19 protein-coding genes and 2 pseudogenes are annotated in these 24,428 nt (G+C 74.4%); 18 read left to right on the top strand and 3 right to left on the bottom strand.

Going from position 1 to position 24,428, the window contains the following annotated elements; genetic code table 11:
• Window positions 1-520: 520 nt before the first annotated feature.
• A complete protein-coding gene (gene xylA / locus KCH_RS04985; RefSeq protein ID WP_035859388.1) occupies window positions 521-1,687 on the bottom strand; it encodes a xylose isomerase in 1,167 nt (388 codons plus the stop codon).
• A gap of 299 nt (window positions 1,688-1,986) precedes the next feature.
• On the opposite strand from xylA, the pseudogene xylB reads away from it, so the two are divergent.
• From xylB to KCH_RS04965, 4 genes and pseudogenes are all read left to right on the top strand, one after another.
• A pseudogene (gene xylB, locus KCH_RS04980) lies at window positions 1,987-3,425 on the top strand (xylulokinase).
• 74 nt (window positions 3,426-3,499) lie between these two features.
• Window positions 3,500-4,744, top strand: a complete 1,245-nt coding sequence (locus KCH_RS04975) for an ROK family transcriptional regulator (protein ID WP_244305152.1) — start codon at window positions 3,500-3,502, stop codon at window positions 4,742-4,744.
• Between the two features lie 62 nt (window positions 4,745-4,806).
• Window positions 4,807-5,253, top strand: a complete 447-nt coding sequence (locus KCH_RS04970) for a DUF6210 family protein (protein WP_035859386.1) — start codon at window positions 4,807-4,809, stop codon at window positions 5,251-5,253.
• Between the two features lie 202 nt (window positions 5,254-5,455).
• Window positions 5,456-6,100, top strand: a complete 645-nt coding sequence (locus KCH_RS04965) for an ankyrin repeat domain-containing protein (protein ID WP_157031904.1) — start codon at window positions 5,456-5,458, stop codon at window positions 6,098-6,100.
• 326 nt (window positions 6,101-6,426) lie between these two features.
• On the opposite strand, the gene KCH_RS04960 is transcribed toward KCH_RS04965, so the two are convergent.
• Window positions 6,427-7,458 (bottom strand): LacI family DNA-binding transcriptional regulator, encoded by a 1,032-nt coding sequence (locus tag KCH_RS04960; RefSeq protein ID WP_035859384.1) that lies wholly within the window; start codon window positions 7,456-7,458, stop codon window positions 6,427-6,429.
• Between the two features lie 289 nt (window positions 7,459-7,747).
• On the opposite strand from KCH_RS04960, the gene KCH_RS04955 reads away from it, so the two are divergent.
• From KCH_RS04955 to KCH_RS36835, 6 genes and pseudogenes are all read left to right on the top strand, one after another.
• Window positions 7,748-8,758 carry an ABC transporter substrate-binding protein gene (locus KCH_RS04955; RefSeq protein ID WP_167574003.1) on the top strand — a complete coding sequence of 337 codons (1,011 nt, stop codon included), beginning with the start codon at window positions 7,748-7,750 and terminating at the stop codon, window positions 8,756-8,758.
• Window positions 8,743-9,018 (top strand): hypothetical protein, encoded by a 276-nt coding sequence (locus KCH_RS42305; RefSeq protein ID WP_167574002.1) that lies wholly within the window; start codon window positions 8,743-8,745, stop codon window positions 9,016-9,018. Before KCH_RS04955 ends, KCH_RS42305 begins: the two co-directional genes overlap by 16 nt.
• 2 nt (window positions 9,019-9,020) lie before the next feature.
• A complete protein-coding gene (locus KCH_RS04950) occupies window positions 9,021-9,995 on the top strand; it encodes a carbohydrate ABC transporter permease (protein ID WP_084223273.1) in 975 nt (324 codons plus the stop codon).
• Between the two features lie 3 nt (window positions 9,996-9,998).
• Window positions 9,999-10,859, top strand: a complete 861-nt coding sequence (locus KCH_RS04945) for a carbohydrate ABC transporter permease (protein WP_244305151.1) — start codon at window positions 9,999-10,001, stop codon at window positions 10,857-10,859.
• Between the two features lie 174 nt (window positions 10,860-11,033).
• Window positions 11,034-13,417 (top strand): annotated as a pseudogene (locus KCH_RS04940) (beta-xylosidase/alpha-l-arabinosidase).
• Between the two features lie 182 nt (window positions 13,418-13,599).
• Window positions 13,600-14,229, top strand: coding sequence for a hypothetical protein (locus KCH_RS36835; protein ID WP_051652748.1), 630 nt, complete (start codon window positions 13,600-13,602; stop codon window positions 14,227-14,229).
• Here the strand turns inward: KCH_RS36835 and KCH_RS04930 are convergent, their stop codons facing one another.
• Window positions 14,230-14,880 (bottom strand): response regulator, encoded by a 651-nt coding sequence (locus KCH_RS04930; RefSeq protein WP_035859383.1) that lies wholly within the window; start codon window positions 14,878-14,880, stop codon window positions 14,230-14,232.
• 269 nt (window positions 14,881-15,149) lie between these two features.
• Here KCH_RS04930 and KCH_RS04925 point away from each other — a divergent pair, with 269 nt between their 5' ends.
• The 8 genes from KCH_RS04925 to KCH_RS04890 all read left to right on the top strand — a co-directional run bounded on the left by KCH_RS04925 (window position 15,150) and on the right by KCH_RS04890 (window position 24,322).
• Window positions 15,150-15,794, top strand: a complete 645-nt coding sequence (locus tag KCH_RS04925; RefSeq protein WP_035859374.1) for a GNAT family N-acetyltransferase — start codon at window positions 15,150-15,152, stop codon at window positions 15,792-15,794.
• 270 nt (window positions 15,795-16,064) lie between these two features.
• Complete coding sequence (locus KCH_RS04920; protein ID WP_341865344.1) at window positions 16,065-17,159, top strand: serine hydrolase domain-containing protein; 1,095 nt, start codon at window positions 16,065-16,067, stop codon at window positions 17,157-17,159.
• An 80-nt stretch (window positions 17,160-17,239) separates the two neighbouring features.
• Window positions 17,240-18,403, top strand: coding sequence for a serine hydrolase domain-containing protein (locus KCH_RS04915; RefSeq protein WP_035859367.1), 1,164 nt, complete (start codon window positions 17,240-17,242; stop codon window positions 18,401-18,403).
• Between the two features lie 237 nt (window positions 18,404-18,640).
• Window positions 18,641-19,009, top strand: a complete 369-nt coding sequence (locus tag KCH_RS04910) for a YegP family protein (protein WP_035859365.1) — start codon at window positions 18,641-18,643, stop codon at window positions 19,007-19,009.
• 5 nt (window positions 19,010-19,014) lie between these two features.
• The gene (locus tag KCH_RS04905) at window positions 19,015-19,413 is read left to right on the top strand and encodes a hypothetical protein (RefSeq protein WP_035859362.1); all 399 of its coding nucleotides are present in this window, start codon (window positions 19,015-19,017) and stop codon (window positions 19,411-19,413) included.
• 356 nt (window positions 19,414-19,769) lie between these two features.
• Window positions 19,770-20,792: a PstS family phosphate ABC transporter substrate-binding protein gene (locus KCH_RS36830; protein ID WP_051652747.1), complete on the top strand. Its 1,023-nt coding sequence runs from the start codon at window positions 19,770-19,772 to the stop codon at window positions 20,790-20,792.
• 195 nt (window positions 20,793-20,987) lie between these two features.
• On the top strand, window positions 20,988-21,572 hold the full coding sequence (locus KCH_RS04895) for a hypothetical protein (RefSeq protein ID WP_035859359.1): 585 nt from the start codon (window positions 20,988-20,990) through the stop codon (window positions 21,570-21,572).
• Between the two features lie 317 nt (window positions 21,573-21,889).
• The gene (locus KCH_RS04890) at window positions 21,890-24,322 is read left to right on the top strand and encodes a hypothetical protein (RefSeq protein ID WP_157031903.1); all 2,433 of its coding nucleotides are present in this window, start codon (window positions 21,890-21,892) and stop codon (window positions 24,320-24,322) included.
• The last annotated feature ends 106 nt before the right edge of the window (window positions 24,323-24,428 follow it).

The raw sequence follows: 24,428 nt of genomic DNA, 5'->3' as shown, positions 1-24,428 counted from the left end.
CCGCTCAACGGTGAACAGGGCAGGACGCATACGGAACCTCTCGGCTGGGCCGACGACTCGGCTGGGCGGCTTTCTCGGCACTGCGGGCGCGGACGGCCGGGCGGGCTCGGCCGGGGCGAGAACGCCGGCCGGCAGCAGGAGTCCCGGGGGACGGGCACCCGGAGAGACGGGTGGGGTCCGCACCGCGCGGTGCGCACCGATGCCGTCGGGCATCGGATCGACCGCACCAGCATGCCAGGGCCGGGTGACGCAGACGCCATCGGGGCCGGCCCACGCGCCCCGGCGGGGCACCCGGACTGACGGAAGGTCAGCGGACGTGCGGGCGGTCCGACTCGGGGAACTGCCCGACCGTCAGGCAGTCCCGGGCCGAGAGGCGCGCGTGGCGAGGGCGTGAATGCGGTGCTGCGCCCCGGCCCGGGGGAGTGGTCCGTGGGCCGGAGTGCAGTCCGGGAGTCGTGCGGCAGCGGCGTAGCGGCGTAGCGGCGGGTCGGCGGGCGCCGGCCAGCCGCGTCGCCGCGGCTCAGCGGGCGCCGAGGAGGTGCTCCAGGGCGAGCTGGTCGAGGCGCTCGAAGGCCATGCCGCGCTCGGCGGCGGTGGTGACGTCGAAGTCCTCGAACGCGGTGCGGTCGGCGAGGAGGGCCGCCAGGCCGTCCTCGGCGGTGGGCAGGGCGAGCTGCTCGAGGCGGGCGGCGAGCAGCGCGGCCTGGACCTCGGGGTCGGCGCGGAACGCGAGGGCGCGCTCCTTGAGCAGCAGGTAGTTGCGCATGCAGCCGGCCGCGGAGGCCCACACGCCGTCGAAGTCCTCGGTGCGCGGCGGCTTGAAGTCGAAGTGGCGCGGGCCCTGGTAGCCGGCCGACTCCAGCAGGTCGACCAGCCAGAACGCCTGCCGCAGGTCGCCCGCGCCGAACCGGAAGTCCTGGTCGTACTTGATCCCGGACTGGCCGTTCAGGTCGATGTGGAACAGCTTGCCCGCCCACAGCGCCTGCGCGATGCCGTGCGGGAAGTTCAGGCCCGCCATCTGCTCGTGCCCGACCTCCGGGTTGACGCCGACCAGCTCGGGGCGCTCCAGGCGCTCGATGAACGCCAGCGCGTGGCCGATGGTCGGCAGCAGGATGTCGCCGCGCGGCTCGTTCGGCTTCGGCTCGATCGCGAAGCGCAGGTCGTAGCCCTGCTCCACGACGTAGTCGCCGAGCAGGTCGAACGCCTCCTTCAGCCGGTCCAGCGCGGTGCGGACGTCCTTGGACGCGCCGTGCTCGGCGCCCTCGCGGCCGCCCCAGGCGACGTAGACGGTGGCGCCGAGCTCGACCGCGAGGTCGATGTTGCGGATGGTCTTGCGCAGCGCGTAGCGGCGGACGTCGCGGTCGTTGGCGGTGAACGCGCCGTCCTTGAAGACCGGGTGGTTGAACAGGTTGGTGGTGGCCATCGGCACCCGCAGGCCGGTGGACTCCAGGGCGGCGGCGAACCGCTTGACGATCGCCTCGCGCTCGGCGTCCGAGGAGCCGAACGGGATCAGGTCGTCGTCGTGGAAGGTCACGCCGTAGGCGCCGAGCGCGGCCAGCTTCTCGACCGTCTCGACCGGGTCGAGGGCCGGGCGGGTGGCGTCGCCGAACGGGTCGCGGCCCTGCCAGCCGACCGTCCACAGGCCGAAGGTGAACTTGTCGGCGGGGGTGGGGGTGAGCGGGCTCATCGCGTACTCCAAACGCTGGGAGTCGACCAGGGGATCGACAAGGGGTTCGACGAAGAGTCTATTCGTCAGGCCGGAAGACAAATTAATATGGGTCGGCCCGCGAGGGAAGCCCCGCGCGGAAGCCCGCTCCGGAACCAGTCTCCGGAAAGCGCTTTCCGCCAGTCCCGGCAAGCACCGCCCGCCGAGAACAAACCCGACCGGCCGCAGCACAAGGCCACAGCGCCAGGCCGCCGCACAGGGCCACAGCACAGAGCCGCAGCACCAGCCGCAGCACCAGACGCGAGAACAGGAGCACGCCCATGGCACACCCCCAGGTGGTGATCGGCGTCGACAGCTCGACCCAGTCCACCAAGGCCCTGGCCGTCGACGCCGAGACCGGAGAGGTCCTCGGCGAAGGCCGCGCCCCGCACCGCGTCGACTCCCGGCAGGGGCAGGAGAGCGACCCCGAGCAGTGGTGGGACGCCCTCAACACCGCCGTCGCCGCCACCGGTTGGGCCGACCGCGCGCAGGCGCTGTCGATCGGCGGTCAGCAGCACGGACTGGTCACCCTGGACGCCGAGGGCCGCCCCGTCCGGCCCGCGCTGCTCTGGAACGACGTCCGCTCCGCACCCCAGGCGGCCGAGCTGGTCGGCGAGTTCGGCGCCGACTGGTGGGCGGCCGAGCTCGGCAGCGTCCCCGGCGCGTCCTTCACCGCCGCCAAGTGGGCCTGGCTGCGCGCCAACGAACCCGCCAACGCCGACCGCACCGCCGCTGTCCGCCTCCCGCACGACTACCTGACCGAGCGCCTCACCGGCCACGCCGTCACCGACCGCGGCGACGCCTCCGGCACCGGCTGGTGGACTCCCGACGGCCCGCACGCCACCGTGCTGAAGCGGATCGGACTGGACCCCGCCCTGCTCCCCGCCGTCGCCCCCGCCGGCTCCGCCGCGGCCTGGCCCGCCCGGGCGGCCCGCTGCGCCCCGGCACCCCGGTCGCCACCGGCACCGGCGACAACATGGCCGCCGCGCTCGGACTCGGCCTCGCCGCCGGCACGCCCGTGCTCAGCCTCGGCACCTCCGGCACGGTCTACACCGTCGCCCGCAACCGCCCCGCCGACCCCACCGGCACCGTGGCGGGCTTCGCCGACGCCCTCGACGGCTGGCTGCCGCTGGCCTGCACCCTGAACTGCACGCTGGCCGTGGACCGGATCGCCGCCCTGCTGGGCCGCGACCGCCAGGCAGTCGAACCCGGCGGCACCGCCGTCCTGCTGCCCTACCTGGACGGCGAACGCACCCCCGCCCTCCCGCAGGCCAGCGGACTGCTGCACGGCCTGCGGCACGACACCACCGCCGGCCAGCTGCTCCAGGCCGCGTACGACGGCGCCGCGTACTCGCTGCTCGCCGCCCTCGACGACGTCCTCGCCGTCGACGCCGGCCCGGCGGCCGGCGCGCCCGACGTCGCGCAGCCGCTGCTGCTGATCGGCGGCGGCGCGCAGGGCCGGGCCTGGCAGGACACGGTGCGGCGGCTGTCCGGCCGGCCGGTCCAACTGCCCGCCGCCGGCGAGCTGGTGGCCCTCGGCGCGGCCGCGCAGGCCGCCGCGCTGCTGACCGGCGAGCGCGCGGACGCCGTCGCGCGCCGCTGGGGGACCGCCGACGGCCCCGTGCTGCCCGCGCTCGAACGCGACGAGGCGGCGCTCGAACGGATCGCGACTACCATTTCGCAGGCGGCGGACCTGCTGGGCAGCGGTCCGCGGCAGTGAACGGCTGAAGGTCGGACAGCCCCGGGCCGCACACCAGGCGGCCCGGGCGGCAGCGGAGCGGAGACGAGGGAATCGTGGCAGCGGACGGGCAGCAGCCGGCCGACAGCGGGCCGGCGGCGCGGCGCGGCCCCGCGTCCCAGCAGGACATGCGGCGGCAGAACCTGGCCCTGGTGATGCGCACGGTCGCCGACGCCCACCCGCTGTCGCGCGCCGACGTGGCCGGGCGGACCGGGCTGACCCGCACCGCCGTGTCCAGCCTGGTCGACGAACTCATCGGCGGCGGGCTGCTGGTGGAGGGCGAGCTGGAGCGCAGCGGCCGGGTCGGCCGGCCCGGCCGGGCGCTGGTCCTGAACGACCGCGGGCCGGCCGGGCTCGGCCTGGAGGTCGGCGTCGAGCACCTCGGCGCGTGCGTCCTGGACCTGCGCGGCGAGGTCCGGGTGGAACTGCACCGGAGCGCGCCGAACACCGAGCGGTCTGCGGACGAGACCCTGGCCGAACTGGCCGAACTCGCCGCGCAGGCCGAGGCGGAGGCCGTCGCGCTCGGACTGCGCGTGGTCGGCCGGGTGCTCGCCGTCCCGGGCAGCGTGCGCGTCCCGGTGGACGGGCCCGGCCGGTACCTCGAACACGCCCCGAACCTCGGCTGGCACCAGCTCGACCTGCCGGCCGCGTGGCCCGGCCCGGGCACCGCGCCCGCGCTCGAGAACGAGGCCAACCTCGGTGCGCTGGCCGAACTCTGGCAGGGCGTCGGCACCGGCACCTTCGTGCACATCTCGGCGGGCGAGGGCATCGGCGGCGCGCTGGTGCTGGACGGCCGGCTGTTCCGGGGCGTCCTGGGCTTCGCCGGCGAACTCGGCCACCTCACCGTCCGCCCGGGCGGCCGGGCCTGCTCCTGCGGCGCCAGCGGCTGCCTCGAACCGTACGCGGGCCTCGCCGCCGTCCTGCACGCCGCGGAACTGACGGACCATCAACCCGAGGACGCCGTGGCGGCGTTGGCCGCCCGCGCGGCCGCCGGCGACCCGGTGGTGCTGAGCGCCCTGCGGCACGCCGGCACCGCCCTCGGCACCGCGCTCGCCGCGGCCGTCAACCTGGTCGACCCGGCCACTCTGGTCCTCGGCGGCGCCTACGCCGACCTCGCGCACTGGCTGCTGCCCGCGATGCGCACCGAACTCGCCGCGCTGATCCGGGTCCGCCCCTGGCCCGAAGACGCCCTGCGCGCCTCGCCGTTGGCCCGCCGCGGCCCCGTCCTGGGCGCCGCGCTCACCACCGTCCACCGGCTGCGCACCGACCCCGCCTCGCTCTGGCAGCCGGACGCCGCCTGAGGATCCGGGGCCGCTTCGAAAACGGGGCGATCATTCGGCCGGACTGTGCGACGCTCACGCCCATGACCGAAGCGGAGGCCGGCAAGCGGCACATCGTCCTCGACCCCGACGGCTGCGGGGCGGACCAGGGCTGGATGTTCGTCATCGTGGCCGCCCCGACCGGCGTGGTCTACCAGAACCAGGGCGGCGGGTACGGGTGCCTCCAGTATCAGCAGGAGGGCTACCTGATACCGCTGTTCGGGCCGGACCTGGACGAGGCGCTGCAGGAGATCTTCGTCGGCGAGCTGAAGGGCTGCGGATCCAGGCGCCTGGACTGGCCGCCCGCCCTGCTCGACCGGCTGCGGATGGCGGTCGACCAGTACGGCGTGTACGGCTCCGGGCGCCACGAGGACACCTTCCCCACGCCGCTGGTGCTCGACGAATCCCGCCTCTCCGAGGTCGACGAGGCGTGGGTGCCGGTACTGACGCCGGACGGACCCGGGGTGCTCGTGTGGGAGAACTCCGACTAGCGCCCGCCCCGCCGAACCCCGGCCCGGGCCTGCCGGAGCGAGGCGCCTGCGGGAACGAGAACTCGCCGCCCGCCGGAAGGAGAACTCGCGCCTGCGGCAGCGGGGTTCATGATCTCGCCCGGCCGACCCCGCAGGCCCGGCCGGGGGCGGGCAGCAGGGCCTAGCATGGGGCGACTGCGGAGCGAGGGGGGCCGATGGCCGAGTGGGACGGCGTGGCGGAGCGGGCCAGTACAAGGAGCAGCACCAGGCCCAGTTGGACGAGGTGGCCGACGCGGCCTACCGGGGCGACTGGACGGCGGTGCTGGCCGCCGTCGAGAAGTCGCCCGGCCTGGTCAACACCCGTCGTACCGGCGGGCGCAGCGGCTGGGCCCCGCTGCACCAGGCCGCCTGGCACGGTGCTCCGGGCGCGGTCGTCCGGCAGTTGGTGGACGCCGGTGGCTGGCGGACGCTGCGGGCGGCGGACGGGGAGCGTCCGGTGGACGTCGCCACCCGGCTGGGCCGCCGCGACCTGGTGCCGCTGCTGGAGCCGGAGCCGGTGCACCCGTTGCAGGACAGGGCCCAGCGGGCGATGGAGCAGTACCTGCACGCCCTGGTCCGGATCCGCACCGCGGACTTCGGGGTCGAGCTGAAGCTGAACCTCCCGCAGATCGGCGTCCTGACGGAACTGCCGGACGGGAAGCTCTGGTTCGCGGTGCCCGGCATGTACGGCGGCTTCGCGATCGTCCTGGAGGAGGCCGCGACCTCGCCGCGGCTGCGGGTGAGCAGCCACTGCCGGGTGGTCGGCTACTCGGGCCAGACCCATCACATCACCGCGGACGGCTGCGCGCTGATCGAGTCCGGCTGGTAGCGGTCCGGTCGACTCCCGTACGAGAACGCCGGGTTGACGGCCGGTCGGGTGGCAGAGCTGCCGGTGGCCGGGCGTCGTGCCGGGCGGGTGTGCCCGGCCACCGGAGCGGGTGGGGAGCGGGGCGCCGGGTGCGGGGTGCCGGCTGCGGGGACGAAAGTTTCGGGCTGTCGGCGAATGTTCCGGCGGGCTCCGGACGACGACGGTAGGGGAGGCGGGCGGTGGCGTCAACCGTTCGGCGACTGCCGGAGCTGACGAATCGGCAGGCTCCGGGCGGTCGGGAAGCTCGGGCGGTCGGAGGAGTTCCGGCGGTCGGGGAGTTCCGGCGGTCAGGGCAGTTCGGGCGGCGGCGCGGTGGAGGCGCGGACGACCAGGCTGGTGGCGAGGTCGACGCGGGTGGTGGCGGGGTGCTCGCCGCGGCCGAGTTCGACGGCCAGCCGGGCGGCGGTCTCGGCCATCTCCACCAGCGGCTGCCGGACGGTGGTCAGCGGCGGGCCGACCCAGCGGGCCAGCGGCAGGTCGTCGAAGCCGACCACCGAGAGGTCCTCGGGCACCCGCAGGCCGAGTTCGCGGGCGGCCTCGTACACGCCGAGCGCCTGGAGGTCGTTGCCGGCGAAGACCGCGGTGGGCCGGTCGGGGCGGGCCAGCAGCGTCCGGGCCGCGGCGTACCCGGCCTCGTGGTGGAAGTCGCCCTCGTGGATCAGCTCCGGGTCGACCGGCAGCCGGGCGGTCTCCAGCGCGGTGCGGTAGCCGTCCACCCGGGCGCGGCTGCACATCATGCCGGACGGGCCGGAGATCATCGCGATCCGGCGGTGTCCGAGGTCGAGCAGGTGGCGGGTGGCGGCGAGGCCGCCCTGCCAGTTGCCGGTGCCGACGGCGGGCACCCCGTCGGCGGGGTCGCCGGCCGGGTCGAGGACGACGAACGGGATGTCGCGGCTGGTGAGTTGGTCGCGCTGGGCGGCGTCCAGGTCGGACAGCACCAGCACCACCCCGGCGGGGCGGCGGGCGAGCACGCCGTCCACCCAGGTCTGGCCGGGGGTGAGCCGCCCGGCGGACTCGGACAGCACGATGCTCAGGCCCTCGTCCCGGGCGACGTTCTCCACGCCGCGGATCACCTCCACCGCCCAGGCGCTGTCGAGCTGGTGGAAGACCAGGTCGAGCAGCCGGGACGGCGGCGCGGTGGTGCGGCGGCGCTGGTAGCCGGTGCGGCGCAGGATCGCCTCGACCTTGGCGCGGGTCGCGGGCGCGACGTCGGATCGTCCGTTCAGGACTTTCGAAACTGTCGGCGCCGAGACGCCGGCCGCCCGGGCGATCTCCGAGAGGGTCGGCGCGGGGTCGGGTTCGAGTTCTGCGGCGCTCATGGCACGGATAGTAGCGCCCCCGGCCGTCGGCGCGGAGCGGCACGGGGCGCGGAGACCGGTTCGGTCGGAAGCCTTGACTTGCCTGCCGGGCCGCCGTAGCTTCCTCGCAACATTCGAACAACAACCGAAACATTCGGCTCGTTCGACCCGTCCCGCGCTGCGCCCCCGCGCGGCGGGACTCTCCGCAGCTCAGCACCACCACGCCGACGTCGGCGATGTCCCGCCCGGCACCGCCCGCGTCGCCGTCACCGAAACTTTCGAGCAGCTCCCTGCCCTGGAGGCCCCCACCATGTTCGTCCGCAGACGCCTGCCCATTGCCGCGCTGGCCGCCGCGACCGCGCTCACCCTGCTCACCGCCTGCGGCAGTGACGGCTCGGGCAGCGGCGGCGGCGCGCTGACCTGGTGGCACAACGGCAACCAGGACCCGCTGAAGACCGTCTGGGACCACGCCGCCGCCAACTACCAGAAGGACCACGCCGGTTCGAAGATCGACGTGGTGCCGATGCAGAACGAGCAGTTCCCCACCAAGATGCCGCTGGCCCTCCAGTCGAACACCCCGCCGGACATCTACTTCAACCAGGGCGGCGGCCTGCTCGCCACCCAGGCGCAGTCCGGCCGGGTCGCCGACCTGACCGCGCTCACCGCCGACTGGATCAAGGACCTCGGCCCCGCCGCCCAGGGCTGGGCCGCCGACGGCAAGCAGCTCGGCGTCCCCTACGACTCGCACGTGGTCGGCTTCTGGTACCGCAAGGACCTCTTCGCCAAGGCCGGCATCACCCAGCCGCCCGCCACCATGGACGACTTGAAGGCCGACATCGGCAAGCTCAAGGCGGCCGGCAGCACCCCGATCGCGGTCGGCGGCAAGGACCGCTGGCCCGACGCCTTCTACTACGACTACTTCGCCGTCCGCGAGTGCTCCGTCGACACCCTCAAGTCCTCGGTGAAGGCCGCCAAGTTCACCGACCCGTGCTTCACCAAGGCCGGCCAGGACGTGCTCGACCTGATCGCCCTCAAGCCCTTCCAGGACGGCTTCAACGGCACGCCCGCCCAGCAGGGCACCGGCAGTTCGGCCGGCATGGTCGCCGCCGGGCAGGCCGCGATGGAACTCCAGGGCGACTGGAACCCCAGCGTCATGCAGGCGCTGGCCACCGACCCGTCCTACAAGGACCAGCTGGGCTGGTTCCCGTTCCCGGCCGTCACCGGCGGGCCGGAGACCCGAGCGTCGCCCTCGGCGGCGGCGACGGCTTCTCCTGCACCGTCAAGCGCGCCGCCGACTGCGCCCAGGTGCTCAAGTACCTGACCAGCGCCGACGTGCAGACCGAACTGCTCAACTCCGGCGCCGCCACCATCCCGGTCAACCCGGCCGCCGTCGGCGCCATCAAGGACCCGCTGGTGAAGCAGATCTACGACTACAACGCCAAGGCGAGCTACGTGCAGGTGTACTTCGACGTCGCCCTGCCGACCGCCGCCGGCCAGGCCCTCAACGACGCGGCCGCGGACCTGTTCGCGGGCAAGGGCGACGCCGGCTCGGTGGCCCGCGCGGTGAACTCGGCAGGCTGACCGTGAGCACCGTCGAGGAGGAGCGGGCCACCCCGGCCCGCTCCGCCGAACCTCCCCGCAAGCGCCCCGTCCGGCGGCGCACCAGCACCCGCACCCGGGCCGAACTCACCCTGCTGCTCGGCCCCGCGCTCGCGCTGTTCTCGCTGTTCGTCCTGGTGTCGATCGCCGCCGCCCTCTACTACAGCTTCTTCGAGTGGAACGGCTTCGGGCCGCCCAGCAAGCTGGTCGGCTTCGCCAACTACCGCAAGGCCCTGGCCGATCCGGTCTTCCAGGGTGCGATCCGGCACAACGTGGTGTTCGCGCTGCTGTCCGTGGCGGTCCAACTGCCGCTGACCGTCGCGCTCGCCCTGCTGCTCAACGGCCGCATGCGCGGCCGGGCCGTGCTGCGGCTGATCGCCTTCACCCCGTACGTGCTCTCCGAGGCGATCACCGCCGTTGCCTGGCTGGTGATGCTCCAGCCCGGCGGCGCCGTCGACCAGGGACTGCGCTCGGTCGGCCTGGACGGGCTCGTCCACCAGTGGCTGGCCGACCAGAACCTGGTGCTCTACACCCTGTTCGTGGTCTCCACCTGGAAGTACCTGGGTTTCGGCATCATCCTGTTCCTCGCCGGACTCCAGGGCGTGCCGACGGAGTTGCGCGAGGCCGCCGCCCTGGACGGCGCCTCCGCCTGGCAGACCACCACCAAGGTGGTGCTGCCGCTGCTCGGCCCGACCATCCGGATCTGGATCTTCCTGTCGGTGATCGGCTCGCTGCAACTCTTCGAACTGGTCTGGATCATGACGCTCGGCGGGCCGGCCGGCTCCTCCGCCACCATGGCCACCTACGTCATCGACCGCGGCTTCCGCCGCTACCAGTTCGGCTACGGCAGCGCCGTCGCCGTGGTGCTGTTCGTGGTCTGCTTCGCCTTCGCGCTCGCCTACCAGCGGTTCGCGCTGCGCCGCGACACCGACGGCGCGCTCACCGGAAGGGTGGACTGACCTGTGACCGCACACCCCGCGACCACCCGGCCGCGCAAGCTGTCGGGACGGCAACTGGCGATCCCCGGGCGGTACTTGGCCGCCCTGCTGGTGGTCGGTGTGACGCTGGTGCCGATCGCCTTCGTGGTGCTCGGCGGCTTCCGCACCAACGCGCAGCTGAACGCCGACCCGACCGGGCTGCCGCACCCCTGGGTGCTCGGCAACTACCGCACCATCCTCGGCTCCTCGCTGTTCTGGCGGCTGATGGGCAACAGCGCCCTGATCGCCGTCACCGCCACCGTCCTCACCTGCGGACTCGGTGCGATGGCCGGGTACGCGCTGGCCCGCTACCGCTTCCGCGGCCGGGAGGGTGTCTACACCCTGTTCTCCGCCGGGCTGCTCTTCCCGCTCGGCGTCGCCTCGCTGCCGGTGTACCTGCTGCTGCGTCAACTGAACCTGCTGGAGAGCTGGTTCGGCGTGGCACTGGCCGAGGCGGCGTTCGGACTGCCGGTGACCATCGTGATCCTGCGGCCGTTCATGGCCGCGATCCCCGCGGAACTGGAGGACGCCGCCGCCGTGGACGGCTGCACCCGGCTCGGCTTCCTGTGGCGGATCATGCTGCCGCTGGCCCGCCCCGCCCTGGTCACCGTCGCCGTGCTCGCCTTCCTCGGCTCCTGGAACGCCTACCAGCTGCCCATGCTGGTCTTCAACGACCAGTCGCACTTCACCCTGCCGCTCGGCGTCGCCACCTTCCAGTCCCAGTACTCGCAGGACACCGCCAGCATCCTCGCCTACACCGCACTGTCGATGCTGCCCGCGCTCGGCTTCTTCGTCTTCGCCGAACGCCGCATCGTCGGCGGCATGGCCGGCGCCGTCAAGGGCTGAGAACCCGGCCGGCGGCCTTGCCCGCCGGGCCGCCGCCCGACGGCGCGTCACGGCCCGCCCGCGGAACCGCCCGAGGGCGGCCCCCGGCCCGCCCGCCGAACCGCCCGGCGGCGCCCTTGACGACGCACCGACGCGACGTCAACCACCCAGCACAGGAAGGACACCAGCCGTCCGATGACGACCCACCCCGCCCCGGCCGCCACCGACCCGCACCGGGCCGCCCCTTGGCGCGACCCCGCGCAGGCCCCGCACCTCCGGGTCGAGGACCTGATCGGCCGGATGACCCTGGAAGAGAAGACCGCCCAGCTGTACGGCGTGTGGGTCGGCGCCGACGCGGGCGGCGACGGCGTCGCCCCGCACCAGAACGAGATGTGCGACCCGGTCGACCTGAAAGCGCTTTCCGCGCACGGTCTCGGCCAGCTCACCCGCCCGTTCGGCACCGCCCCCGTCGACCCCGCCGTCGGCGCCCTCGCACTGGCCCGCGCCCAGCAGCAGCTCGCCGACGCGGGACGCTTCGGCATCCCCGCGCTCGCCCACGAGGAGTGCCTGGCCGGCTTCACCACCTGGGGCGCCACCGCCTACCCCGTCCCGCTCGCCTGGGGCGCCACCTTCGACCCCGCACTGATCTCCGAGATGGCCCACCGGATCGGCCGCGACCTGCGCGCCGTCGGCATCCACCAGGGCCTCGCCCCCGTCCTCGACGTCGCCCGCGACCTGCGCTGGGGCCGCATCGAGGAGACCATCGGCGAAGACCCCTACCTGGTCTCCACCATCGGCACCGCCTACGTCCACGGACTGCGCTCGGCCGGCATCGTCGCCACCCTCAAGCACTTCGTCGGCTACTCCGCCTCCGCCGGCGCCCGCAACCTCTCGCCCGTCCGGGCCGGGGCCCGCGAACTCGCCGACGTCCTGCTGCCCCCGTTCGAGATGGCCGTGCACGAAGGCGGCGCGGACTCCGTCATGCACTCCTACGCCGAGATCGACGGCCTGCCGGTCGCCGCCGACCCCGCCCTGCTCACCGAACTCCTGCGCGACACCTGGAACTTCACCGGCACCGTGGTCGCCGACTACTTCGGCATCGGCTTCCTGGAGACCCTGCACCGGGTCGCCGCCGACCGCGCCGACTCCGCCCGGCTCGCCCTCACCGCCGGCATCGACGTCGAACTGCCCACCGTCCGCGCCTACGGCGAGACCCTGGTCGAAGCCGTCCGCGACGGCCGGATCCCCGAACGGCTGGTCGACCGGGCGCTGCGCCGCGTCCTGCTGCAGAAGTGCCGGCTCGGCCTGCTCGACCCCGACTGGAGCCCGCTGCCGGCCGCCCTGCCCGCCGACTGCGGCACCGACACCTCGCCCGAGGACGTCCGCGGCAGCATCGACCTCGACCCGCCCGTCAACCGCGCGCTCGCCCGCCGGATCGCCGAACAGTCCGTGGTGCTGCTCGCCAACCCGGCAGGCGCGCTGCCGATCGCCCCCGGCACCCGCCGGATCGCCGTGGTCGGCCCGCGCGCCCACGACCCGTTCGCCATGCTCGGCTGCTACTCCTTCCCCAGCCACGTCGGCACCAGCCACCCCGAGGTGCCGCTCGGCCTCGACATCCCCACCGTCCTCGACGCCCTGCGCGAGCAACTCCCGGACGCCGAACTCGACTTCGCCCCCGGCTGCGAGGTCGACGGGACGGCCACCGACGGCTTCGCCGACGCCGTCCGGGCCGCTGCCGGCGCCGACCTGTGCCTGGCCGTTCTCGGCGACCGCGCCGGACTGTTCGGACGCGGCACCTCCGGCGAGGGCTGCGACGCCGCCGACCTCCGACTCCCGGGCGTCCAGGGGGAACTGATCGACGCCCTGCTCGCCACCGGCACCCCCGTGGTCCTGGTCCTGCTCACCGGACGCCCCTACGCGCTCGGCCGCTGGGACGGCCGCTGCGCCGCCGCCGTGCAGGCGTTCTTCCCCGGCGAGGAGGGCGGGCCGGCCTCGCCGCCGCCCTCACCGGCGCCGTCAACCCGTCCGGCCGACTGCCCGTCAGCATCCCGCGCGAGCCCGGCGGCCAGCCCTGGACGTACCTGCAGCCGCCGCTCGGCCTCGCCAGCGGCGTCAGCAACCTCGACCCGACGCCGCTCCACCCGTTCGGCCACGGCCTGTCCTACACCGCCTTCGAGTGGACGCCCGGGCCCGACCCGCTGCCCCAACTCCCCACCCACGCAAGCACGGACCTCCAGCTCACCGTCCGCAACAGCGGCGACCGCGCGGGCATCGAGACCGTCCAGCTCTACCTGCACGACCCCGTCGCCCGCACCACCCGCCCGGACGCCCGGCTGGTCGGCTACGCCCGCGTCCCGCTCGCGCCCGGCGAGAGCCGCCGGGTCCGGTTCCGCTTCCACGCCGACCTCGCCTCGTACACCGGCCCGGACGGCCGGCGGATCGTCGAACCCGGCGAGCTGCAGCTCCGGCTGGCCGCGTCCAGCGCCGACGTCCGACACACCGTCACGCTCGAACTCACCGGCCCGGAACGGCAACTGGACCACCGGCGGCGGATGAGCTGCGCCGTGACGGTGGACTGACAGCCCGCCGCCCGTGCACCCGCCGGGCCCCGGGAGCCGCTCCCCGAGGCCCGGCGGGCCCATTCCCGGCCGCCGCGCCGCCCCGCGCCAACTCCGGGCCGCCCGCCGGGAGATGGCGCCTAGAAGGCCGATGAGCTGCCCCGTTGCCGCCCGCCGGACGGCGAGCAGGCAGACTGGACCCCATGAGCTCCGTCACCAGCGCCGCCGCCGAACAGCCCGCCCCGACCACCGGACCGGACGGCCGGCCGCTCACCGACACCCGGCGGGCCGAGCTGCTCGACTCGCTCAACGAGGCCGTCCGGCAGCCCGAACGCTTCGGCGGACCGGCGGCCGTGGTCGAACTGCTCGACGCGCTGGCCGCCGCCGACCCGGACGGCGACCGCAGCCCGGCGTGGACCCCGGGCACCGACGCGCCCACCGTCTCCGCCCTGCTGCGCGGCAGCTTCGGCGACGCCGACCCGCCGCTGGTCGCCTCCCAGTACGGCGAGGACGCCCACCGGCGGGGCTGGCTGCGACTCGACCGGACGCTGAGCGGCGAGGAACTGCGGGCGCTGCTCGACCGGGCCCTCGACTGGTCCGAGGACAGCCGCCGACTGGCGGAGGTGCTGGCCGAGTTCGGCGACCCCTCGGTGGTGTACGGCGACCCCGCGCCGGACGCCCCGAAGACCCTCGGCTACGCGGGCGGGGACCGCGAGGCCCCCGTCGTCGCGTTCCACTTCGGGGCGCGCGGCGTGCTGTACGCGGTGCGGATCGGCGAGAACCCGCTCGGCGACTGGGCGCTCACCCCGGCCGGCCGGAAGCTGTTCGACTGATCACCCGAGCCGGCTGCGGTGCGCCAGCGACCAGGCGGCGACGCCGACCCGGTTGCGGGTGCCGAGCTTGCGCTCGATGGCGGCCAGGTGGCTCGCGACCGCGCCGGGGGAGAGGAGCAGCTCGGCCGCGATCTCCGGGTCGGTCGCGCCGTCCGAGACCAGTGCCGCGATCTGCCGCTCCAGCGGGCTGAGCGCCTCGCGCGGGGCCTGCTGGCTGGGCTCCGGCGGGGCGTACTGGCGCAGCAGACGGAGCGTCGGCTCCGGGCCGACCAGGGCGTCGCCGGCCACCGCGGCACGGACCGCCTCGACGAGCAGCGCCGGACCGGAGCGCTTGAGCAGGAAGCCCGCGGCCCCGTGGCCGAGCGCGGCGTGGACGTACTCGTCGAGCTCGAAGGTGGTGAGGAGGACCACCCGGAGCGGGTCGGCGACCTCCGGGCCGGCCAGCTGCCGGGTCAGGTCCAGGCCGTCCAGCTGCGGCAGGCGGATGTCCGCGAGGACGACGTCCGGCCGTAACCCGCGGGCGAGTCGGAGCGCGGTGCGGCCGTCGGGCGCGTCGCCGACGACCCGCAGGTCCGGCTGGGCGTCGAGGACGGTCCGGTACCCGGAACGGAGGTCCGGGTGGCCGTCGGCGAGCAGGATCCGGATGGTCACGGCTTCTCCGCGGGGCTGGTCGGGGCGGGTGGCAACGCTACGGCGAGCCGCCGTTCGCCGGCGGCGGCACCGGCCCGGACGGTTGTGGTGCGTGCCCGCCCCGCCGGACGGCCGCGCGCGCCTGAACGTTCCCCCGTGTCCCCGGTCATGGCCTCACCCTAGGGAGCGGGTTCGCCCGTGATCAAGGAGAGTTCCGTGACGTCCTGAAGTCGCTCTGCCGGACGGGAAATTCGGTGGCGGCGGGCGCTGCTCGCGCATACGGTCCGGGGGTGAGCCACAGCTACCCCCCGCTGAACCTCGAAGTGCGCACCCCGCGGCTGACGTTGGCCGGGGCGAGCGACGAACTGCTGGAGCGGCTGGTCCCGACCGTCCGGGCCGGAGTCGCCGACGCGGAGCCGTGGCCGTTCGACGACCCCAGCTCGTTCTACCAGGACAGCCCCGACCGCGAGTGGCGCTGGCTGCGGGCGGTCTGGGCGGGCCGCGGCCGGGTGAACGAGAGCTTCTGGCGGCTGTACTTCGTCGTCCTGCTGGACGGCGAGCCGGTCGGCATGCAGGACCTGATCGGCGTCGACTTCGCCAAGTACGGGACGGTCACCTCCTTCTCCTGGCTCGCCCCGGGCCACCGCGGCCACGGACTCGGCGCGGAGATGCGCGCCGCCGTCCTGCACCTGGCCTTCGCCGGGCTCGGCGCCCGCGAGGCCGAGAGCGACGCCTTCGCCGACAACCGGGCCTCCAACAAGGTCTCCCGCAGCCTCGGCTACCGCCCCAACGGCACCACCTGGGACACCCGCCGCGGCGAGGCCGCGCCCATCCAACGCTGGCTGCTGACCCGCGCCGCCTGGGAGCAGGCCCGCCGCACCGACATCGAGCTGCTCGGCGTCGAGGAGTGCCTCCCCGTCCTCGGCCTGGCCTGACAGCCGCCCGCCGGTCCTGCTCGCCCCCGCGTTCGGGAGCCGCAGGGCCCTGGGAGCACGGTCCCGGGTGCGGGGCCGGGGCGGGGCAGGTTCCCGGGGGCGATCTCGTCCTCCGCGCGGACGGATTGACGGGGCGTCAGGTGATGGTCTTGGAGGGCGCCGGGAAGACTCCGGCGCCCTACCCAGAGGGGCATTCCTGTGAACGTGAACGCATCGCAGCACGACCGTCCGAGCCGTCTCCGCGGTCGCCGGCGCGCGGTGGCGGCGACGGTGACCGCCGTGGCCGCGGCCGTGGTGGCCGGGGTGCTGGCGCCGGCCACGGCGTCCGCCGGGCCGCGGCCGGACGTGGTGCAGCAGCGGCTGGACGCCTTGGTGCAGCAGGACGGCGCGCCCGCCGCCCTGGCCACCGTCAAGGACCGCGACGGCCGGGCCCGCACCTACACCGCCGGTGTCGGCGACGTGGCGACCGGGGCCAAGGTGCCGGTCGACGGGCAGCTACGGATCGCCAGCAACACCAAGCCGTTCACCGCCGTCGTCGTCCTGCAACTGGTCGGCGAGGGCAAGGTCGACCTGGACGCGAGCGTGGACACCTACCTGCCCGGCCTGGTGCGCGGCGACGGCTTCGACGGCCGGAACATCACGGTCCGTCAGCTGCTTCAGCACACCAGCGGCCTGCCCGAGTACGTGGACACCGCGGCCGTGCTCCGCGAGCCCAAGCGGTACTTCGAGCCGCGCGAACTCCTCGACGCCGCACTGGTGCAGAAGGCCCACTTCGCGCCCGGCACCCAGTGGGAGTACAACAACACCAACTACCTGCTGGCGGGCCTGATCGTCCAGAAGGTCACCGGCCGCCCGCTCGGCGAGGAGATCACCAAGCGCATCGTCGACCGGGTCGGCCTGCGCCACACCTACTTCCCCGCCCCCGGGGACATGACGATCCACGAGGCCCACCCGCAGGGCTACCTGCGGGCCGAGGACGGGTCGCTGCGCAACTACACCGAGCTGGACCCGTCCTGGGGCTGGGCGGCCGGCGCGATGGTGTCGACCAACACCGACCTCACCCGCTTCTTCGAGGCGCTGCTCGGCGGCCGGCTGCTGCCCGCCGCCCAGCTCGCCCAGATGCGCACCACCGTCGCCGCCGACGCGCTCGGCACCGGCGTCCGGTACGGTCTCGGCCTGATGAGCCGCCCGCTCTCGTGCGGCGGCGTCGCCTGGGGGCACGGTGGGGCGATCCCCGGTTACGAGACCTTCGGCGGCGCCACCGAGGACGGCCGCACCGTGAGCCTGTCCGTGACCGCGTTCCCGGGCAAGGGCGGCGCCAGCGAGCACGGGGACCAGGCCGTGGACGCGGTGCTCTGCCGCTGACCGCCGCCGGGTGGCCCGCGCCGGTCGCCGGCCACCCGGCCGCACCGCCTCCCCTTCAGTTCCGAGCAGTTGGAGTTCCGATGCACGAACACACCCAGCGGCGCACGGCGCGCCGCACCCGCACCGCGCGGTACGCCACGGCGGCCACGGTCGCCGCCGGGCTCGCGCTGACCGCCCTCACCCCGACCGCGGCTTCCGCGGCCCCGCGCCCGGACGTGGTGCAGCAGCGTCTGGACGCGCTGGTGAAGCAGGACGGGATGCCCGCCGCCCTCGCCACCGTCAAGGGCCGCGACGGCCGCAGCCGCACGTACACCGCGGGCGTCGGCGACCTGGCGACCGGGGTGAAGGTGCCGGTCGACGGGCAGATCCGGGCCGGCAGCAACACCAAGGCGTTCACCGCCGTCGTCGTCCTGCAACTGGTCGCCGAGGGCAAGGTCGGCCTGGACGCCACCGTCGACACCTACCTGCCGGGGCTCCTGCGCGGCGAGGGCATCGACGGCCGGAACATCACGGTCCGTCAGCTTCTCCAGCACACCAGCGGTCTGCCCGACTACATGGACGCCCCGGCGATGGCCGACTTCACCACCATCCAGTACCGCTACTTCGAACCGCGCGAACTGCTCGACGGGGCGCTGGCCCAGAAGGCGCTGTTCGCCCCCGGGACCGACTGGATGTACAGCAACACCAACTACCTGGTGGCCGGCCTGCTGATCCAGAAGGTCACCGGCCGCCCCTACGGCGAGGAGGTCACCAAGCGGATCATCGACCGGATCGGCCTGCGCCACACCTACGTCCCGGCCACCGGGGAGACCGCCCTCCGCGAGCCGCACCCGCACGGCTACCTGACCACCGGGCCGGACGTGCCGCTGATCGACTACACCGAGATGGACACCTCGATGGCCTGGGCCGCCGGCATGGTCGTGTCCACCAACACCGACCTCAACGCCTTCTACAGCGCGCTCCTGACGGGCCGTCTGCTGCCCGCCGCCCAGCTCGCCCAGATGCGCACCACCGTCCCCACCGAGCTCCTCGGCCCCGGTGTCCGCTACGGCCTCGGTCTCCAGAGCAGGCCGCTCTCCTGCGGCGGCCTGGTCTGGGGCCACGGCGGAACCATCGTCAGCTACCGATCCCGCGGCGGCGTCACCGAGGACGGCCGCGCCGTCAACATCACCGTCACCACCATCCCGGACGCCCAGACCGCCCAGCACATGACCGACGCGGTCGACGCGGCCCTCTGCCGCTGAGAGCGTGCCGACGGGGCGTCAGGAGGCGGGCAGGGGCGGTGCATTAACAAGGGAGAACTTCGGGGCGAACAGAGGCAGCTCGGGACGGATTCCACTTCCGGACATTGTCCGTGCACACATAGCGTTCGCGGCGTGACGATGTGCGTCCGGATCGTGAAGTGCCCGGGCCGGTCGGGCATGCGGTGCTGCGGCCGAGGACGGGCCTCGGGCCGGCGGAGACCCGGGGGGTAGCGGGCGGTGCGCGGGGAGGGCCTGTTCACGGAGCGGGCGCCGAACGGACGGTTCCAGTGGCAGCTGAAGGCGATGAACGGGCGGGTGGTGGCGGTGTCCGCCGCCGTCTACGAGAGCGCCGGGGACGCCGAGCGCGCGTTCGCCGAACTGCTCGCGCTGGGACCGGCGTTGGTGGCGCGGATCACCCATGTCCGGGACGGGCTGGGCTGGACCTGGGTGGTGCCCGGGGCGCGCGGCAATCCGCTGGTCAAGTCGAGCCGGGCGTACGAGCGTTACGCGACCTGCCAGAACGCGTTCCGCCGGTTCATGGCGCTGCTGGCCCGGCTGTCGGAGGCCGCGGCGGTGGCCGGCGGCGCGCCCGGGGCCGGGCGGTGAGGGCGGTGGGCGGCGCCGAGGCCGGGCGCGGCCCGCGGCTGGTGCCGCTGCGCGGTGCGGACGGGCGGGCCGGCTGGTCGCTGGTGGCCGCCAACGGGCGGCGGCTGGCCGCCGCCGTCCGCGGCTACCGCTCGGAGCATGAACTCGTCTCGGGCGTGGCCGAGTTGCTGGCGGAGCGGGCCGCACTGCGGTTCGTGCTGAGTCAGCGCGAGGACCGGCAGTGGACCTGGACCGCCTACCTGCCGGCCCGCAGCACCCGGGCGGGGGCGGGCGGCGGCGAGGCGGTCGCCCGCAGCGCCCGCGGCTACCTGCGCCGGGACCAGTGCCGGCAGAGCGTGACCGGGTTCCTCCAGGGCGTCGAGCACGTCCAGCGGATGCGGCGAACGCCCGGCAGCCCGTGGTGAGTCGAACCCCCTCCCAAGGCGGCGGGCCCCGGCCCGGAGGGTTCGTACACGTCCGAGCGGTGGCGGGTGGTGCGGGGGTGAAGCGGAGATGGCCGAGGTGCCCCCGTGAGCACACCTGGAGAAGAACGTGTCCATGGCGGGGAGAGCGCGTGAAGGGCGGTCAATCCGCCGCCCCACCAGCGGGGTTGAGGCCGAAGCAGGCGGGTGGGCGGGAAGCCGGGGGAGCGGGACGAGCCTTCCGGGCGGCGGGCGGCGGCATGCAGGATCGCTCCGCCGGGACGCCGCGGAGCCTCCCGGTACCGGACCCCGCCAGGACCGGTCCAGCGAGGCACGATCCCCCTCGGAGGAAGAGGACCATGCGTCACACCGCTGCCAAGGCGCTCGCGGCCGTTGCGTTCACCGCCGCCCTGACCACTGTCGCCGCCGTTCCCGCCATGGCCGACCCGGCCGCCCTGCCCGCCGCGAAGGACATCGTGGGCGTCGGCTCGGACACCACGCAGGCGCTGTTCACCAAGTTCTCCGCCGACTACAACGCGACCATTCCGGCCGGCGACACCACCACGCCGCGCCTGTACAGCTGGGACGCCACCGGCACCAGCCCGATCACCCCGAAGGCCGGCGGCTCCACGATCGCCCGCCCCAACGGCTCCGGCGCCGGCATCGGCGCGCTGAACACCACCACCAAGACCACGCTGGACTTCGCCCGGTCCTCCCGCGCGGCCCAGGCTACCGACCCGACCGGCCTGGACTTCATCGCCTTCGCCAAGGACGCCGTCACCTGGTCCGCGGTGAGCGGCGGCCACGCCCCGGCGAACCTGACCACCGCCAACCTGGTCGACATCTACACCTGCGCCAAGACCAACTGGTCGCAGTTCGGCGGCACCGCCGGCACCATCCAGCCGTTCCTGCCGCAGAGCGGCTCCGGCACCCGCTCGTTCTTCCTGCAGGCCCTCGGCAACATCACCCCCGGCTCCTGCGTGGTCTCCGGCCCGGAGGAGAACGAGGGCACCGACCCGCTGCTGCTGACCAACGTCGACGCCGTCATCCCGTACTCCGTCGGCCACTACGTGGGCCAGCTGAACGGCCACACCACCGCCACCGACGCCCCCGGCAACCTGACGCTGCGCAACCTGAACGGCGTCTCCCCGCTGACCGCGACCAACACCCTGAACCCGGCGTTCGCCGGCGGCAGCTTCGGCCGCGTGCTGTTCAACGTCGTGCGGGACGCCGACTACACCGCCGCCACCACCCAGGGCACCGCGCTGCGCAACATCTTCAGCAACACCGGCTGGATCTGCTCCACCGCCGGTCGCAACGACATCTCCAGCTTCGGCTTCCTGAACCTGCCCACCACCGGCTGTGGCGTGATCATCCACTGACGTCCCGTCAGTCGCGCCCTTCCCTGCGCCACCCCGCCGCCCGTCCCGCAGTCACCGGGGACGGGCGGCGGCCCCTTGGCGGCACACCCGCCGTGCACGACGCACCCCGCGCCCCGTACGACGCACCCCGCCCGACGCACCCCGCACCCCGCACCTCGCACCGACCAGCCCCGCACCCAGCTCGAAGGAGCCACGATGTCCCGCACGTTCGCCCGGATCGCCGCCGCTGCCGCCGGCCTCGCGCTCGCCCTCACCGCCGCCTCCGCGACCACCGCCTCGGCCGCGCCCGCCGCCGGCAACGCGGTGATCCACGAGAGCAACGCGTTCTTCCAGCAGGCCGCCCAGGCCGGCATCGTGGCCGTGCCGCTGCCCACCGCGACCGCCGGGTACGACCCGAGCACCGGCCTGTCGGCGAGCTTCCCCGTCACGGACGGCTCCGGCAGCATCGCGGAGTTCTGGGGGAGCGTCCAGTTCGGCGGCGGCCTGCTGTTCGTCGACGCCCGCACCGGCAGCGCGGTCGCCTTCCACCAGTTGGCGTTCTCCTCCGAGACCTACCAGGTCACCGGCGTCCCGGACGGCACCACCACCCCCGTCGCGCTGTTCGCCCCGGCCGGCGAGACCGTGGTCACCCGGACCGGCGCCACCCAGAACCTGTCCGCCGCCTCGCTCGCCCTCGACCCGGCCGGCGCGCAGTTCCTGGACGGCAAGCTGCGCACCTCCTTCTTCGCCGCGGGCCAGAGCGTCGGCTCCTTCAGGGTCAGCTACACCCCCGCCTCCTGACGTCCGATCACCCCGCCGTCGCCCCGCCGTCGCCCCGGCGGCACTCCCGGCACCGGTCGGCGCCGGACCGCCCCAGCACCAGGCGCCACACCCGCACCGCCCGACCCTCCCGGTCGGGCGGTGCGCGCGTTCCGATGACTGATGGAGCGTCAGTTCTCTTGATTCGAGCACCAATTGGGGCCTCGTACACCTGGTGGACAGCACCCGGTCAGACGTCACTGGCCGAATATCGTCGGAGCCGCCGAACGCCGCAGCTCCGCTCCCTGTCATCCGTGCGTGCCTGCTCCGGTGCGCCCGTCGCCGGAGGTGCCGTGCCCATGAGAGTCCGCCCGTCGGGGCCGAGAACCGGATCACGCCCGTGGCAGGCCTGGCTGGCGGCCGTCCTGGTGTGGACGCTGGGCGCCGCCGCCGTGTTCCTGCCGCTGGCGGGGCCGGGCGTCCGGCCGGCACAGGCCGCGTCCGGCACCACCGTGCCCGGGCCCGCCCGCTGGGATCCGCTGACCTGGTCCAGCGGCCCGCTCGGCTCCGTCACCGTGTCGCCGACCAGCGGCCTCGGGAACCAGGTGCTGCACGTCAGCTGGTCCGGGTTCACGCCGACCGTGGACGCCGACTTCCAGCCGGTCCCGGTGGTGCTCAACCCGCACGGGAACTCCGGCTTCGACAAGGTCGCCCGCTACCCGGTGCGGGTCTACCAGTGCCGCGGCGAGCAGCCGAAGGTCACCGACTGCTACGGCTCCAGCCTGTACAACGCCGACCCGGCCAAGGGCTTCCTGCAGCCGTTCCCCGCACCCGGCACCACCACGCCCGAGTTCCCGTCCAACATGGTGATCGCCGCGACCCGCCCCGACGGCACCGGCGAGGCCGACATCGAGGTGTGGACCGCGCAGCAGAGCCAGACCCTGGGCTGCGACCCCACCCACAAGTGCTCGCTGGTGATCGAGGCGAACTACGGCGGCGACTCGGTCGGCGCCTACCAGGCGACGCCCGGCGAGATCAACTGCGAGGACCACTCGGCCGACTCCGACGGCCTGTTCAACACCGCCAGCGACAACGTGGTGGCGGTGGAGAACACCGGCGGCAAGCGCTACGCCAGCGGCGAGGCCTGCTCCTGGGGCAACCACGTCGTGGTGCCGCTGTCCTTCGGCCCGACCCCCGCGGCCTGCGCCGCCAAGAACGCCGACTTCTCCGCGATCGGCCTGGAGATGGCCGACCGCGCCGTCCAGCAGTGGCGCACCGGCCTGTGCCAGGGCAGCAACCCGCTCACCGTGCAGTACACCTCCGGCGGCGGCGAGCCGCAGGCCCGGGCCGCGTTCCTGCGCCGCTCCGGCGGCGACCTCGCACTCACCTCGGTGCCCGACCGCGAGGTGCCGACCCGCCCGTACGTGTACGCGCCGCTGGCGAACAGCGCGATCTCGGTGGTCTACCTGGTCGACGACGGCGAGAGCCACCGGCAGATCCGGAAACTGAGGCTCAATCAGCGGCTGCTGGCCAAGATGCTGACCCAGAGCTACCGGCTCGACACCGGCGACGACACCGACAGCGTCAAGGGCAACCCGGTGTGCCTGTTCGCCGACCCCGAGTTCCTGCGGCTCAACCCCAGCACCGACAACGGCCCGACCTGGCCCGGCTGCCTGGCCGGCGGCACCTTCGCCGCCACCGCCCCGGTCGTGGTCGGCGGCACCACCGACCTGGTCAACCGGCTCACCAGCTGGATCGCCGCCGACCCGGACGCCGCCCAGTTCCTCCAGGGCGCCGCCGACCCGTGGGGCATGCACCTCAACACCAAGTACCTGCGCTCCAGTTACCCCGGCTTCCCGGTCGACGCCTTCCAGCCGCAGGACTTCACCGGTCCGAAGAACTGGAAGCAGTACGAGTGGAACCCGGTCCTCGGCGGACTCGGCCAGGTGCTGCGGATGACCCTGGAGACCCGGCCGTCCTGCCTGAACCCCGACGAGGTCGCCGGCCAGCACGCCAAGTGCATCAGCCAGGACAACGGCAAGCGCGCCCTGTTCGCCGTCATGGACACCGGCCAGGCCCAGGCGATGAGCCTGCCCGAGGCGGAACTACCCAACCCCGCCGGCGGGTTCACCACCCCGACGATCGGCGCCATGCAGGCCGCCGTCAACGACATGCCGCTCGACGCGGCCACCGGCACCCAGCAACTCCCGTACGGCAACGCCGACTCGGCGTACGCCAAGGACGCCAAGGCCTACCCGCTGACCATGGTCCAGTACGCGATGGTGCCCACCGAGGGCCTGCCGCAGAGCAAGGCCGACGCCGTCGCCCGCTTCCTGCGCACCGTCACCGACCCCGCCCAGGGCCAGATCTACGGCCGCCAGCCCGGCCAACTCGCCGCCGGATTTGCCGGGCTGACGAACAGCCAGGTCGCCGCCGCGAAGGCCGCCGCCGGTCACGCCGCCGCCCAGGACGGCGCCCTGCCCGGCAACCAGACCCCGCCCGGCAGCGGCGGGAACGGCACCACCGGCCCGGCTCGGGCGGCCGGGCCGGCACCGACGGCGGCGGCAGCAACTCCGGTACGGGCAGCGGCACGTACCTCGCCGACGGCCCCGCCGGCAGCTCCGGCGCCGACCCGACGGGCGGCCCGGGCACCGGCAACGGCGCCAAGGCCGGCAGTGCCAGCGCCTCGCCCACCCTCGGCGCCAGTGCGGTCGGCCGGACCGCCGCCGACCGGGCCGGCCTCGCCCGGCTGCTGCTTCCCGTCGTCCTCGCCACCGGCGCCGTGCTGCTGATCGGCGGACCCGCCGCCCTGCTCCTCGGCGGCACCCCCGCCGGCGCCGAACTGCGCCGCCGGACCGGCCGGATCCGCGCCCGCCTGTTCGGCCGCAACGGCTGACC

The organism is Kitasatospora cheerisanensis KCTC 2395 (genome assembly GCF_000696185.1).
Taxonomy (GTDB): Bacteria; Actinomycetota; Actinomycetes; order Streptomycetales; family Streptomycetaceae; genus Kitasatospora; species Kitasatospora cheerisanensis.
This window is presented reverse-complemented; position numbering and strand designations above follow the sequence as displayed.